Source organism: Sphingomonas cynarae (assembly GCF_039537815.1).
GTDB lineage: Bacteria > Pseudomonadota > Alphaproteobacteria > Sphingomonadales > Sphingomonadaceae > Sphingomonas > Sphingomonas cynarae.
Window position 1 is genome coordinate 13,228 of record NZ_BAABBF010000008.1, and the last position, 13,378, is coordinate 26,605.

General features: G+C 62.5%; 11 protein-coding genes. 7 read left to right on the forward strand and 4 right to left on the reverse strand.

All coding sequences use genetic code 11. The features are described from left to right. The first annotated feature begins 4 nt into the window (after positions 1-4). The 6 genes from arsC (at position 5) to ABD719_RS15185 (ending at position 6,608) form a co-directional block, all read left to right on the forward strand. Positions 5-433, forward strand: a complete 429-nt coding sequence (gene arsC, locus ABD719_RS15160; RefSeq protein ID WP_344694218.1) for an arsenate reductase (glutaredoxin) — start codon at positions 5-7, stop codon at positions 431-433. Continuing rightward, positions 433-1,719 (forward strand): arsenic transporter, encoded by a 1,287-nt coding sequence (locus tag ABD719_RS15165; RefSeq protein ID WP_344694219.1) that lies wholly within the window; start codon positions 433-435, stop codon positions 1,717-1,719. Before arsC ends, ABD719_RS15165 begins: the two co-directional genes overlap by 1 nt. After that, positions 1,716-2,150: an arsenic resistance N-acetyltransferase ArsN2 gene (gene arsN2 / locus ABD719_RS15170; RefSeq protein WP_344694220.1), complete on the forward strand. Its 435-nt coding sequence runs from the start codon at positions 1,716-1,718 to the stop codon at positions 2,148-2,150. Before ABD719_RS15165 ends, arsN2 begins: the two co-directional genes overlap by 4 nt. After that, entirely contained in the window at positions 2,150-2,905 is a 756-nt protein-coding gene (arsH, locus tag ABD719_RS15175; protein WP_344694221.1) for an arsenical resistance protein ArsH, read from the forward strand. The genes arsN2 and arsH overlap by 1 nt, the downstream gene beginning before the upstream one ends. 218 nt (positions 2,906-3,123) lie before the next feature. After that, positions 3,124-4,104, forward strand: coding sequence for an AAA family ATPase (locus ABD719_RS15180; protein ID WP_344694222.1), 981 nt, complete (start codon positions 3,124-3,126; stop codon positions 4,102-4,104). 2 nt (positions 4,105-4,106) lie between these two features. Then, positions 4,107-6,608, forward strand: a complete 2,502-nt coding sequence (locus ABD719_RS15185) for a S8 family peptidase (RefSeq protein WP_344694223.1) — start codon at positions 4,107-4,109, stop codon at positions 6,606-6,608. 446 nt (positions 6,609-7,054) lie between these two features. Here the strand turns inward: ABD719_RS15185 and ABD719_RS15190 are convergent, their stop codons facing one another. From ABD719_RS15190 to ABD719_RS15200, 3 genes are all read right to left on the reverse strand, one after another. Further along, positions 7,055-8,440, reverse strand: coding sequence for an alginate export family protein (locus ABD719_RS15190; RefSeq protein ID WP_344694224.1), 1,386 nt, complete (start codon positions 8,438-8,440; stop codon positions 7,055-7,057). A 112-nt stretch (positions 8,441-8,552) separates the two neighbouring features. Next, a complete protein-coding gene (locus ABD719_RS15195) occupies positions 8,553-9,614 on the reverse strand; it encodes an endonuclease/exonuclease/phosphatase family protein (RefSeq protein WP_344694225.1) in 1,062 nt (353 codons plus the stop codon). A gap of 52 nt (positions 9,615-9,666) precedes the next feature. Then, entirely contained in the window at positions 9,667-10,968 is a 1,302-nt protein-coding gene (locus ABD719_RS15200) for an SLC13 family permease (RefSeq protein ID WP_344694226.1), read from the reverse strand. 115 nt (positions 10,969-11,083) lie between these two features. On the opposite strand from ABD719_RS15200, the gene ABD719_RS15205 reads away from it, so the two are divergent. Further along, a complete protein-coding gene (locus ABD719_RS15205; protein ID WP_344694227.1) occupies positions 11,084-11,974 on the forward strand; it encodes a hypothetical protein in 891 nt (296 codons plus the stop codon). 23 nt (positions 11,975-11,997) lie between these two features. Here ABD719_RS15205 and ABD719_RS15210 read toward each other — a convergent pair whose 3' ends face one another. Continuing rightward, positions 11,998-13,092 carry a serine hydrolase gene (locus ABD719_RS15210; RefSeq protein ID WP_344694228.1) on the reverse strand — a complete coding sequence of 365 codons (1,095 nt, stop codon included), beginning with the start codon at positions 13,090-13,092 and terminating at the stop codon, positions 11,998-12,000. Positions 13,093-13,378: the final 286 nt, after the last annotated feature.

A 13,378-nucleotide genomic window follows, 5' to 3' on the forward strand; every position in this document is an offset into this window, starting at 1 on the left:
CCCCGTGGCCGTCGATATCGTCATCTATCACAATCCCGCGTGCGGCACGTCCCGCAACACCCTCGCCATGATCCGCAATGCCGGCATCGAGCCGCATGTGGTCGAGTATCTGAAAACCCCGCCCGCGCGCGCGCTGCTGGTCGAGATGATCGACCGCGCCAGCATGACACCCCGCGAGCTGCTGCGCGAGAAGGGAACGCCCTATGCTGAGTTGGGCTTGGGCGACACGTCGCTGTCCGACGAAGCGCTGATAGATGCGATGATGGCGCATCCCGTCCTCATCAACCGACCCTTGGTCGTCTCGCCACTCGGCGTGAAGCTGTGCCGCCCTTCCGAAGCCGTCCTTGATCTACTGCCGAGCGGCCAGCTTGCAGCGTTCGCTAAGGAAGACGGCGAACAGGTGGTTGATGCTTCGGGCCAGCGCGTCGCCTGATGCTTCTTGCCGTCCTGATCTTCGTCGCGACGCTCGCGCTCGTCATCTGGCAACCCATGGGCCTCGGCATCGGGTGGAGCGCGATGGGCGGGGCCGTCGTGGCGCTGCTCGCGGGCGTCGTCACCCTCTCCGACGTGCCGGTGGTATGGGGCATCGTCTGGAACGCGACCGCCGCGTTCGTTGCGATCATCGTCATCAGCCTGCTGCTGGATGAAGCCGGGTTCTTCGAATGGGCGGCGCTGCACGTCGCGCGCTGGGGCGGGGGGCATGGTCGCCGGCTGTTCGTCCTTATCGTGCTGCTCGGCGCGGCGGTGTCCTCGCTGTTCGCCAATGACGGCGCGGCGCTGATCCTGACGCCGATCGTCATCGCCATGCTGCGGGCGCTGGGGTTCAAGGACAAGGCGACGCTGGCGTTCGTCATGGCGGCGGGGTTCATCGCCGACACTGCCAGCCTGCCGCTGGTCGTGTCGAACCTCGTCAACATCGTGTCGGCCGACTTCTTCCGGATCGGGTTCGGCGACTATGCGGCCGTGATGGTGCCGGTCGATCTGGTGTCGATCGCCGCCACGCTGGGCGCGCTGCTGATCTTCTTCCGGCGCGATATACCGCGCGATTACGATGTGGCCGCGCTGCGCGCGCCCCGTACCGCCATCCGGGACGCCGCGACCTTCCGCGCCGGATGGATCGTTCTTGCCCTGCTGCTCGCCGGCTTCTTCCTGCTTGAACCGCTGGGCGTGCCGGTCAGCGCCGTCGCCGCTACCGGCGCGATCCTGCTGCTGGTGATCGCGGGGCGGGGCCATGTGATCGAGACGCGCAAGGTGCTGCGCGGCGCACCGTGGCAGGTCGTGATCTTTTCGCTCGGCATGTACCTGGTCGTCTATGGCCTGCGGAACGCGGGCCTGACCGATCATCTGGCGGCGCTGCTCGACCGCACCGCGCAAGGCGGGGTGTGGGGCGCGGCGCTGGGAACGGGCGTGATCGCGGCCGTCCTGTCGTCGGTGATGAACAACATGCCGACCGTGCTGGTGGGCGCGCTGTCGATCGACGCCGCGCACGCGACAGGGACGGTCAAGGAAGCGATGATCTACGCCAACGTGATCGGCTGCGACCTCGGCCCCAAGCTGACGCCGATCGGCTCACTCGCCACGCTGCTGTGGCTGCACGTCCTGGGACAAAAGGGCATGCGAATTGGATGGGGCTATTACTTCCGCGTCGGCGTGACGCTTACCGTGCCGGTATTGCTCATCACGCTCGCGGCGCTGGCGATCAGGATCAGCATCGCATGACAAAACTGACCATCACGCCACTGGAATCTAGCGAGCTGGGCGGGTTGGCGCAGGCTCTGGATATGGCTGCTCTGCCCAACTCCGATCTTGCTGAGCCGGATCGTATGTTCTTTCGGTTCGATGCCGATAGCCTCGTCGGTTACGGTGGCCTTGAGGGGCAGGGGACCGATCGCCTGCTTCGCTCGATCGTCATCTTGCGTGATTATCGCGGGCATGGCCTGGGGCGGGCGTTGGTCGCCGCTCTCGAACAACAGGCCCGCGATCTTGGTATCGGCCGCCTCCATCTGCTGACGACGACGGCCGCACCGTTCTTCCGGGCGCTCGGCTATACCGACGCCGTTCGCGATGCCGCGCCCCCGGCTGTAGCCGCGTCACGCGAGTTCACGTCTCTGTGCCCCGCCTCGGCCTCTTATCTTGCGAAAGCCCTCTGATGCCGCTCCGCACTGTTGCTGATCCCGATACCCTGCCAGCGCTCGACCCTGCTTATGCCATCCAGCGGCCAGCCTTGGGGCTTGGCCCGCTCGATCCTGCGCCGCGTATCCTTCTGCTCTACGGATCTCTGCGCGAACGATCCTACTCGCGCCTGTGTGTCGAGGAAGCGGCGCGTCTGCTCCGGTTCTTCGGATGCGAAACCCGCATTTTTGATCCGTCCACCCTGCCGCTGCCCGATCAACACGTCGGCGACGATCATCCGGCCGTCCACGAACTGCGCGAGCTGTCGATGTGGTCAGAAGGGCAAGTGTGGTGCAGCCCCGAACGGCACGGCCAGATTACCGGCATCATGAAGCTGCAGATCGATCACCTGCCGCTCTCGATGGGCGGTATGCGCCCGACCCAGGGCCGCACGCTGGCGGTCATGCAGGTGTCGGCCGGATCGCAGTCGTTCAACAGCGTCAACACGCTGCGCGTGCTTGGCCGCTGGATGCGGATGGTGACGATCCCCAACCAGTCATCAGTCGCCAAGGCATTCGAGGAATTTGACGACGCCGGCCGCATGAGGCCGTCGAGCTATTACGATCGGATCGTGGACGTGATGGAAGAGCTGGCGCGCTTCACAGTGCTGCTGCGTCCGCATACGGCCCAGCTCGTAGATCGCTATTCCGAACGGAAAGAGGCCGGGGTGCCGGTCGACCGAGCGACAGATCTATCAAGCATCGCCATTGCACCACAAAGGCAACGCGAATGACGAACGCCCTGACCATTCGCATGGCGAATATCGCAGAGGCGGCTGCCAGGCCGGTGCTTTTCCCCGGCGGCTACGTAGCGGAACTCGTTGTCACAAGGGTGGAACGACGATAGAACGGCTGCCACTTGGGAGCAGTCGACCAAAGCACGTCTTCCGAGCGTTGCCGAAACAGACAGCGCGAGATGAGGCATGACGGGGTATCGAACAGGCGATCTAGCGTGACAAAGGCGACTCATTTCGTCGCACTGCTGCAGAGTCACATCGATGGCGATGACGAGCAGTTTCTCAGTGTCGCGATGCAGGCGGCCGCTAATGAAGCGCGCCTTGGCCATGGCAAGGTTGCCCAGCAGCTGCGCGAGATGGTGGATGATGCCCGCGCTCGCGGTAAGACGAAAGCGCGCGCTCGCGCCGTTCCCCTGGTTCAGCCTCGTGGCGAACTGGCGAGTCTGGTCGCTGCCAAATATGTTGATACGCGGCTCTCGAGCATGGTTCTCCCGGCAGAGCTGCGGGATCGTCTTCAACGGGTAATCCTCGAGCAGCGGCAGGTGAACCGCTTGCGCCAGCATGGCTTGCAACCACGCCGCAAGCTGCTGCTCATAGGCCCGCCTGGAGCAGGTAAGACGATGACGGCGGCAGCCATCGCCGGCGAGCTCAAGCTCCCATTATTTTCAGTTCTCTTGGATGGGCTGCTTACTAAGTTTATGGGCGAGACAGCCTCGAAGCTGCGCACCGTCTTCTCGGCGATGACAGAAACTAGAGGCGTCTATTTCTTCGATGAGTTCGACGCGATCGGCGCACGCCGTGGTGAGCGCAATGACGTCGGGGAAATCCGGCGTGTGCTAAATTCTTTCCTGCAGTTTTTGGAAGAGGACGACAGCGACGGTTTGATCGTTGCGGCGACTAACCATCCTGAGCTGCTGGACCCCGCGCTCTTCCGACGCTTCGACGACGTGATTGAATACGCCCTGCCGGACGCGCAGGTGGCCCGAGCGATCCTTGAGGGTCGGCTATCAACTTTCGACACGGCTCCCGTCTCCTGGGAAGACGCGACGGAAGGGGTCGATGGACTAAGTCAGGCGGACGTTGCCCGTGTCGCCGACGAAGCAGCAAAGCGGGCGTTGCTCGCTGGGCGTGACAGCGTGGAGACAACGGATCTTCTTGCGGCGATCGCTGAGCGAAAGGCGGCGTCTCGTCGGTAACAATGGCAGACGAACAAGGGCGGCCGCATCCGCATATCTACCTGCAGGGAACAGGCGCTCGGCAAGGTTACACAGCCTACCAGGCTGGTGGTGATGGCGGCGGTGAACTGCCGCAGCGCGATCGGGTCGGCCATGCAAATGCCCTAACGCAAGCCCTGACTGAGGTCGTGCAGCAAGGCGAGACGGTCCTCGCGAACCGGGACGCCAATATCGCTGCTGGCGAAAAGGGCTTCTATGTCGAATTCACTTTGCCGTTGGGTCAGGCGGACATAGTCGATAAGCTTGAGAACCGGCAGGGCCGTTTTCCGATCGAGCTAGTGAACGTGCACCCGGGGGAGGAGGGGCAGGTTTCGGCAACCGTGTTCGTTCCTGAGGCGCAGAAGGACTATTATCTCAAAAAAGTTGCGGCCTATCGTGACGACGACAATGTCACCTACAAAACCCTCGACGACGGCTCCGTCGAGGAGCGTCGTAAGCCTAAGAATCAGCGCCTTATCGCGTCGATCGACACTGCTCGCTTAGCGGTCGCTCGATCCTTTTACACAGACCAAGTCGACCTGTTTCCCGCTCCAGGCGTCGATGCCTGGTGGGAGGTGTGGGTCCGCAAGGGAACGAAGGGATCGTTCGGCAAGGCCGCGCAGGCGCTTGGCATGGCCACACGCGAGCATACCCTCGAGTTCGCTGAACGTGATGTAGTTATCGCGAAAGGTACGCCTGAGCAGCTTGGACGAGTGATCGCCAACACCGACAGCGTTGCCGAGCTTCGTCTTGCACGAGACACGCCCTCTCTATTCATGGGCATGGATGGTGCTGAGCAACGAACGTGGAGCGCGGACCTAGCGAAGCGCCTTGTACCGATAGATGGCGAAGTCCCGGCGGTATGCCTGCTAGACTCTGGCACAACCATCAGCCATCCTTTGATCAAGCCCTACCTTTTACCTGTCGATCAGCAAGCATTCGATGCCGCCTGGAACACTGAGGATGTCAGCGCACAGGGTCACGGGGGTCACGGTACGCAGATGTCGGGAACATCGCTGTACGGCGACCTGATGGAATTGCTTGACGGGACGGGGCCGATCGTCGTCCGACACAGATTAGAATCCGTCAAAATACTGCCGGACCACGGCGCCAATGCCCCGGACTTGTATGGTGCAATCACTGCTCAGGCGATCGCACGCGCAGAAATTGCTGCACCAAGTCGGCCAAGGGCTATCTGTCTCGCGGTTACAAGCTTGGGCGATCACGGCCGAGGCAGACCATCAGCATGGTCGGCGAAGCTAGATGCGATCACGTTTGGTCGCGACGAGGTGCAGCGCTTCATTGCGGTCGCCGCGGGCAATATTCGCGAGACGATCGTCGCGGCAGACTATCCCGCACGCAACGATACAATGCCGATCGAGAGCCCGGCCCAAGCGTGGAATGCGCTGACTGTCGGAGCGTACACCGAGCGCACGCTCATCTCAGATCCAACCTATGCCGGGTGGAATGCGCTTGGTGCCGCCGGTGACATCATGCCGCGCAGCCGGACCTCCGTGAGCTGGATTCGGGAATGGCCTTTGAAGCCAGATGTCGTGTTCGAAGGCGGAAACATTGGACACGATCCGGCGACGGGGCAGGGCGATCATGTTGATGACCTCGCCTTACTAACCACCTACCGCACGATCGCTGAGCGACCTTTCACCACAACAGGTGACACCAGCGCGGCCACCGCGCTTGCCGCCCGAATGGCGGCGCAGATCATGGCGGAAAAGCCGACACTGTGGCCCGAGACGGTTCGCGGTCTTATTGTTCATTCCTCAGAGTGGACTGATGCTATGCGTGCCAATCAGGCCACCATTGGCAAGCCTGCTCTTGTGCGTCGCTACGGCTTCGGCGTTCCCTCCCTCGTGCGCGCCCTCGGCAGCCTCGATCACGATGTAACCGTCATTACGGAAGACGCGATCGTTCCATTCAAAATGAAGGGCGGGAAAGCGGTCACGGATGAGTTGGCAGTCCACCGGCTTCCATGGCCGCGTGAGGCACTACTCGCACTCGACCCAGCGGCGCTTGTCCAACTGCGAATAACGTTAAGCTACTTTATTGAACCGAATCCCGGTGAGCGCGGATTGTCTCGGCGTCACGTCTATGCAAGCCATGGATTACGGTTTGATCTAAAGCATGCCGATGAATCACTAGACACCTTCATCCGGCGTCGAACGTCTGAGGCAGGTGCTCGACCTGCGAAGCGGGCGGCATCTGATGTCGGCTGGACTATCGGTCCACAACTCCGAAACAGAGGATCATTGCACGCAGATATTTGGGAAGGCACTGCGACGGAGCTTGCCGCCCGTGACGCGATCATCGTCTACCCAACAGGTGGCTGGTGGAGGGAGAATGTTTCGAAAGGCCATGCCGGTGAAGCGGTACGATACAGCCTTATCGCGAGTATTCGAGCAGCCCCAGGAACAGAACTGTACACCGAGGTTGCTGCCCAAGTCGCCGCTGGAGTTGCCATTGAGGTCTAGCTTTAACGGCTCGCAACAACAGTAGCGCTTCATTGCGAAAGCCTCATTTTTGGCTTGCGCTCTCGGCAATTGTCGAGCGCTTCGCGCTAAACCTATCTGCCAGTGTGCTCACAATCAGCCGGCCGTGGTCGCGAGAGGCAGCATCGCACTCACGCTGTCTGCCAACTACTTCACCTGCCAGCGGGAAGTCGAACAGACGGCCATAGATTGTCCCGTTTCTGCATCGACGCCGGGTAGTTTCGGGAACAGCCTATCGGGAATACATTCTGCGAAAATGGCGACCTTGCTGCCATCGAGCGGACCTTGCCGCCGTCAGCTGTCCCACGCGTCCTTCGTTTTTGGGAAGCCATCTGGTTGGAGCTTTGCTATCTAGGCGATGACGCTATGCCTCCTAAAATTGAGCTGTCTGATGAGGGCTTCGCCAAGCGCAAACGAAGGTCAATACATCAGAACGACACCATCACTGTGGCATATCCATAGTTCACGTCACGAGGGTCTGGTGCATTGGGGGCGTCGCGTAGGAACCGCCCTTTGAACAGGCGAGCATAGCCAAGATCGAAGGCGATCACGTCTGGCACCAGATCATATTCGACCTGTAATTGCATTTGCTGCCCGGCGTCGCGTCCGGCGCGTCCGGTCGCGTCTCGAACATCGCTGTTGCCGAAACGGTCGACCGCGCTGGCGAGGCGGAGCAGGCGGTAGTCGCCCATTATTGACAGGCCGCCCGCCGGCGACGTCTTCAGGCGAACACCGGGCGAAAGCATGTTGGATCGATCCGCCGCGCCAAACAATTCGGTCGGGCCGAACTCGAACCGCCGGGCGCCGTACAGCGTATCGAACCGACCGATCCGCCCCTCCCGCCGATTGCCCGTGTAATAATCGAGGAAGGCGGTCAGCTCGGGCTTCCATCCGCCTGCGAAGCGATAGCCAAGGTCGCCGTGGAAGCCATATGCCTCGACCGGCACGACCGGCTTGCCGCTGTCCGGGCTGCCGTCGCGGGCGCGTCCATACTGCGCCATTGCCTCGACCTCGAACGTCATGCTGTTGCCGGGTCGGGCGAACAACCGCACCCCTGGCGTGAACAGTCGTCGGTCACTACGATCCGCCTGACTTTCGCCGCGTTCGATCAGGCCATAGGCATAGGTTTCGAGCCGCGTAGTGTCACCAATCGGCATGCGATTGAACGCGCCGAACAGCTGGAGATCGGTATTCTCGCGATCCCATTGCGGCCGGTTGCGCCGGATCGCGGTGGTTCCGGTCGGCAACCGCACCGTCGGCATGGTCCAGAAGGCGACGAATTCGCGACCATCCTCGCCCTCTCGCGTCAGCCGCACGCCGGTGAACGATGTTACCGAGGTCCGGAATCCCTGCCGTGCGACGAGCCGTTCCGATCCCAGCTGCATCGTCATCCGACCGGCCTTCAGATAGCTGATGGTGCCGGCTCCCAATGTCGCGCCAAGATCGCCCTGCACATAATATTGTGAAAACTCGAGCGCGTTGACGACATCGGTGCCGACCGACGATCCACGCCGTTGAAAATAGGCGCGCGCATCGTGAAACTCGGCTCCGACGCGAACCGGACCGCTGTCATATTCTGCGAACAGCGTCGTGCGCAGCGCCAGCACCTGATCGCGGTTGACCGCCTCTTCGCGAAACTGACCGTCGATCGCCTCGAAGCGGGCGCGGATGCTGCCGGACAGATGCCAGTTCTCCGGCGCGCCAATCGCTTCGTGCAGCAGGCCGTCACTCGTGATTTGTGCAACGGCTATCGACGGCGTGAGCACGCCCAGTCCAGTCAGTACCCGAAAAATGATGCTGCCTGACACGGGCACGCCTGCTCCCTTTGATCGTCCACTTGGAACCAGCGTTCGTGCAAAATCCCAACCTGCCGTCCTGCCTGAATTGTCGAATGCATCGATCGATCCCGTCCACGGCCGACCAATGTCAGGGGCGACGTTGCTTTTCGCGATACTCCTGCAAGACCTCCTTCACGTCGCGGCGATCCTCAGGCGACACGGGTTCGGGGCGCTTGCTGTCCGCCGGTCGTCCGGTGAGGCACAGACGGGCGTGGACCGGCAGGTGATCGGAGCCGACATCCTCCAGTACGGCAAGGTCACGTACGGCAAATTCGGGCGTCACGAACATGTGATCGAGCGGCCAACCGAGCAGCGGCGTTCGTGCCGGAAAGGTGGCGAACGTCCCGCGCCCGATGCGCGGGTCGAGATAGCCGCCGACGCGCTTGAACAGCTGCGACGTGTGCGACCATGCCACATCGTTGAAATCGCCGATCGCCAGGACCGGTAATCTGGTCCGGGCAGCGCGCCGTGCCGCAATCGCAATTTCGGCGTCGCGTGCTTCGGTATCCTGTCCAGGCAAGGGTGGTCGCGGATGCAGCGCGATCAACCGGAACGGGTCCCCCGCCGTCAGCTCGGCATGCATCGACGGCGTATTCTTTTCGGCGATCGTTTCGATGCTGGCATCGCGCATCGGCAAACGGGTGGCAAGGATCATGCCGTAGGTGTTGCCAAGAGGGCGTTCGAGCCGGTTGGGATAACGTGCCAGTTGCGGTGCCAGCGCCGCTGCCCAGCGCTTGTCGGTTTCCATCAGCAACAGGAGGTCGGGGCGAACCCGATCGATCAGCTGCGCCGTCCGGCGATAGTCATGGTTGGATTCGAGGACGTTCAGCGAAAGTATGCTGAAGCAACGCTCCGGTGATGCGGAACCAGCTTTCGCGAACGCCAATTCCGTTCGGGCGAGCGGCGTATAGGGGTAGATGCGATATAGCTGCCAACCGGCAGCAATCGCGCAGCATAGGCCGATCCAGCGCCCGAGCCGTCGATCCAGCCACAGCGTCACCCCTCCGGCAAGCAGCAGTGCGACGAGGATCTGCACCCGCGGGAAATCCCAGATCCTGATCCACCACTCATTCGATTCTACGATGCTGAGCGCGGTGACCAGGATCAGCAATCCGGCAAAGGCGCGGACGAGATAGACGAGAATGCGCATGGAGGGATTCCAGGGCTGGTGCGGCCGATCGACGATCAGACCGCGGCATCGTTCAGAAAGGAAAGAAGATCGGTATCACCACGATCGCAACCACGAAGGTGATGAGGTTCAAGGGCAAACCGACTTTCACGAAGTCCATGTAGCGATACCCGCCCATCTGATAGACGATGACGTTGGTCTGATACCCGAACGGCGTCGCAAACGCCGCGCTGCCTGCCATCATCACCGCGACCAGGAACGGCCGCGGACTGACGCCGAGACTTTCTGCCAGCGCGACCGCGATCGGCGTGACCAGCACGGCGACTGTCGCGTTCGACAACAACTCGGTCAGCACCATCGTTACGCCGTACAGGACGATCAGCGCAGTCAGCGGTCCGAACTCCTGCATCGATCCCACCAGCGCCCCCGTCGCCGTCGCGGCCAGGCCGCTTTGCTCCATTGCCAGCCCGATGACGACCATGCCGGCGATCAGGATCAGAATCTGCGGCCGCAGCCCGCCATAGGCTTCGTCGGCGGTGATGACGCGCAGCAGGATCAGCAGCACGGCGCCAGCAAAGGCCGATGCGGCAATCGGCGCGATGCCAACCGCAGCCACGGCGATTGCGCCGACGAAGACGGCAAACGCGATCGCCGCCTTGGCCGGTTGGAAGGCGCGATGTTCTGCGAACAGCGTCGGATCGCCGACCTGCGCGTTCGGCACGTCGACGTCACGGCGGTCCGGAACCGGACTGTCATCAGCGATGCTGCCGCGCATCAGCTTGCCGCTGAACAGGAACAGGTAGATCGCTCCCGCCAACGCGATCGGCAGGCCCACGGGAGTAATCTCGAAGATGCCGAAGCGCGGTTGCCCTGCATTGCGCGCCATGTCGTCGACCAGCAGATTGGTCGATGTCCCAATCAGGGTGCAGCAGCCGGTCAGCACCGTGATGTATGATAGCGGCATCAGATAGCGTTTGGGCGGCAGTTTTAGAGCGGACGCGACATCGCGGACAACCGGCGCGCCCAACACGACGATCGGCGTGCTGTTGAGGAAACAGGAAACGACCCCGATCGCGCCCAGCATCAGCCAGATGCCCGCCGATCCCAGTCGCTTGCACATCTTGACCGCGGCCTCGATTGCCCGGTCGAGCAGCCCTGATAGTTCCAGCGCGTAGGCAATGACGAACAGCGAAGCGAGCGCGATGATCGCCGGGCTGGCAAAGGCGCTTTGCACGTCGATTGGCCGCACGACGCCCGCAATCAGCAGGACGGCTGCACCGCTCAGCGCGACGACATCCGAGCGCACCTTATCCCAGATCAGTGCGGCAACGACTGCGACCAATACGCACAGGGTCAGGACCTGATCGAAGGTCACGCCGGTATTAGCCAAGAGGACGGAGCGCCGGGTTCAACCGGCAATTCCGGGATTATGTCGGCGGATGTCATGGCCTTGGGTAGGCGAATTTGGCTGCTTTTGCTATCGATGCCGTATGAACGAGCCAACCTTGCGGAAAAGTCGGCTCGCCCTGGCGGGCGGTCTGGCGATTGCCCTCGCAGTCGGCGGGACCGGGTTCCTGATTGGACGCGGCACGTCACCACGGGAGGTTGAGCCCGCCGCTGCTCCGGTCACAACCTCACCTGTCGTCGCCCAACCAACGCCGTCGTTGCCCGACCCTCGCGATCTCGTCAAAACGCGCGCCGATCTGATCGCACTGGCGTCACAGGCGGCAGATGCCCTTGCCTCCGGCCAGCCTCTGCCGAAGGGAGCCGTCGATCTTGCGGGACAGCGGTTCGAATTGAGGCTCCCCTTCGGCTGTAGCGGACCGTCCGATGCGGGCAGCGATAGCCCGATGCGCTGGCGCTACGATGCAGAAGCAAAGGCGCTGCGGGTGCATGTCTCTCCCGTCGTCTGGAGTAGCGACGAACTGCGCGCGTCGAAGGAGGGATCGGCGGGCGATGTGGTAGCGGAAGGTTTCTGGATTCCCCGCCCGTGGACAGCCAGCGAAGCCTGCCCGCCTTCGCAGGACAGTGCCGCTCCTACGGGAGCCGATGCCGTTACCCTGCCCGGACAGACTTTGGCGATTGCACAGTTTTCTGGTGACGCAGGACAACGGCTACGGGACGGGAAGCCATACGAAACGGTGGTACGCGCTGCCGCAGAAGAGGTGCCGGCCGGCCAGGGATTACAACTTCGCCTGCGCGGGCGGATCGGCGAAACAGCGGACGGAACGCCCGTTACCTGCCGACAACCCGCCGGTCCCGAACAGCGCCCGATCTGCATCGTCGCGGTGACGCTGGACGATGTGGCGATCGACAACTCGCAAACCGGCAAGACGCTGGCCACCTGGACTGCCGATCGCGCGGGTCTGGTCGATCGATAGACCGGCTTGCATAGCTTAATGGATTAGCGGTCAGCCGAAGCGATCACTGCCCGCGTCACGTTGCCCATCAGGCGCATCCGCCCGGGGATCGGTTGGCGGGTACTCGCGATCATCACGGCGAGCGCATAACGGTGCCCGTCCGGCGCAACGAGCAGTCCGACGTCGTTATAGCCGGTCGACAAATTGCCGAGATCCTGTCCGGTGCCGGTTTTATGGGCAAGCGTCCAACCGGGGCGAAGGCCGGACTTCAGGCGCAGCGGACCGGTCTTGCTGGATCGCATCAGCGTCAGCAGCGACGCGGTGGATTGTGGGCTCAACAGTTTGCCCTGTGCCAGCAACGATAGCCCGAGCGTCACGCCGTTTGCCGAAGCGCCGTCCAGCGGTGCAGCGAGGTATCGACGCAGCGCCTTGTCGCGCGCTTCGTATGTCATCGCGGCTCGTGCTTGCAAAAAGCCCCATCCCCCGGCCCATTCCGGTCGCCACTCCAGCCCGGCGGTACGGGCTTGCAACTGCCGCTCGCCGGGACCGAAGCGGACACCGTCGACCCCCTTGTCGCTCAGCATTCGATTGATCGTGGCGGGACCGCCGATGCGCCACAAGAGGACGTCGTTGGCGGTATTGTCGCTGCGCGTCATAGCACCATGCAGCAAGTCGGCGATCGTGGTCTTGTAGCCGGTCTTGCCGACCAGCGTTCGGATCGGTTGGTGGAAGACGGTCAGATCGGCGCGGGTGACGGTCACCGGATCGGTCAGCGACAATCGCTTCCGGTCCACCGCATCCATGACCCCGACCGCGACCCATAATTTGCTGACACTCTGCTGTGGGCGCGGGATGTCGCCTTCCCACGCGACAACCCAACCTTCGTCGATGTCGCGGACGCTGATGCCTACCTGGCCGTCGAAGCCTGCTCCCAGCGCCTGGATGGTATTCAGCAGGCCGGCAGATGGCTGTGGCCGCGGCTGTACCAGCTTCGGCGGTATCCGGGCGGGCGTGGTCGTCTGGACGGTGATGGGTACGGATGCGGGTGGCAGGGGTTGTCGCCCGGCCGGAACGCATCCGGTAACAACGGCCAGACCAGCAACGATAGAGAGACGACGGTACAGCGAATCAAACGACAATGAGGCTTCCCTTTTTGAGCCTTGTAATGGCCTCACCATGGAGCGGAACGGAAGCGAGGAGACTTGGCCGCGCATCGCGCTCGGCTTGCCGCACAGACTGTTTCGAATGCGCTGCAGAGGGAGATACCCGACCAAGATGGATAGCCCAGACAAGGGCTTGGGGCTAACGGGCACCATGCGTCTTGCCCGCTCTCATCTCCTTGCGCCGCTACTCATTATTGGCCTGCTGGCCAGCTTGACCGCTGCCGCCTGGGCAAAGACATGGGCTGGCTCAATCACACTCTGG

Bases quoted from the DNA above. Each gene is read 5' to 3' on its own strand.
- arsH (WP_344694221.1), top strand. From the start codon at position 2,150: ATGCCGCTCCGCACTGTTGCTGATCCCGATACCCTGCCAGCGCTCGAC.
- ABD719_RS15195 (WP_344694225.1), bottom strand. From the start codon at position 9,614: ATGCGCATTCTCGTCTATCTCGTCCGCGCCTTTGCCGGATTGCTGATC.
- ABD719_RS15185 (WP_344694223.1), top strand. From the start codon at position 4,107: ATGGCAGACGAACAAGGGCGGCCGCATCCGCATATCTACCTGCAGGGA.
- ABD719_RS15165 (WP_344694219.1), top strand. From the start codon at position 433: ATGCTTCTTGCCGTCCTGATCTTCGTCGCGACGCTCGCGCTCGTCATC.
- ABD719_RS15205 (WP_344694227.1), top strand. From the start codon at position 11,084: ATGAACGAGCCAACCTTGCGGAAAAGTCGGCTCGCCCTGGCGGGCGGT.
- arsN2 (WP_344694220.1), top strand. From the start codon at position 1,716: ATGACAAAACTGACCATCACGCCACTGGAATCTAGCGAGCTGGGCGGG.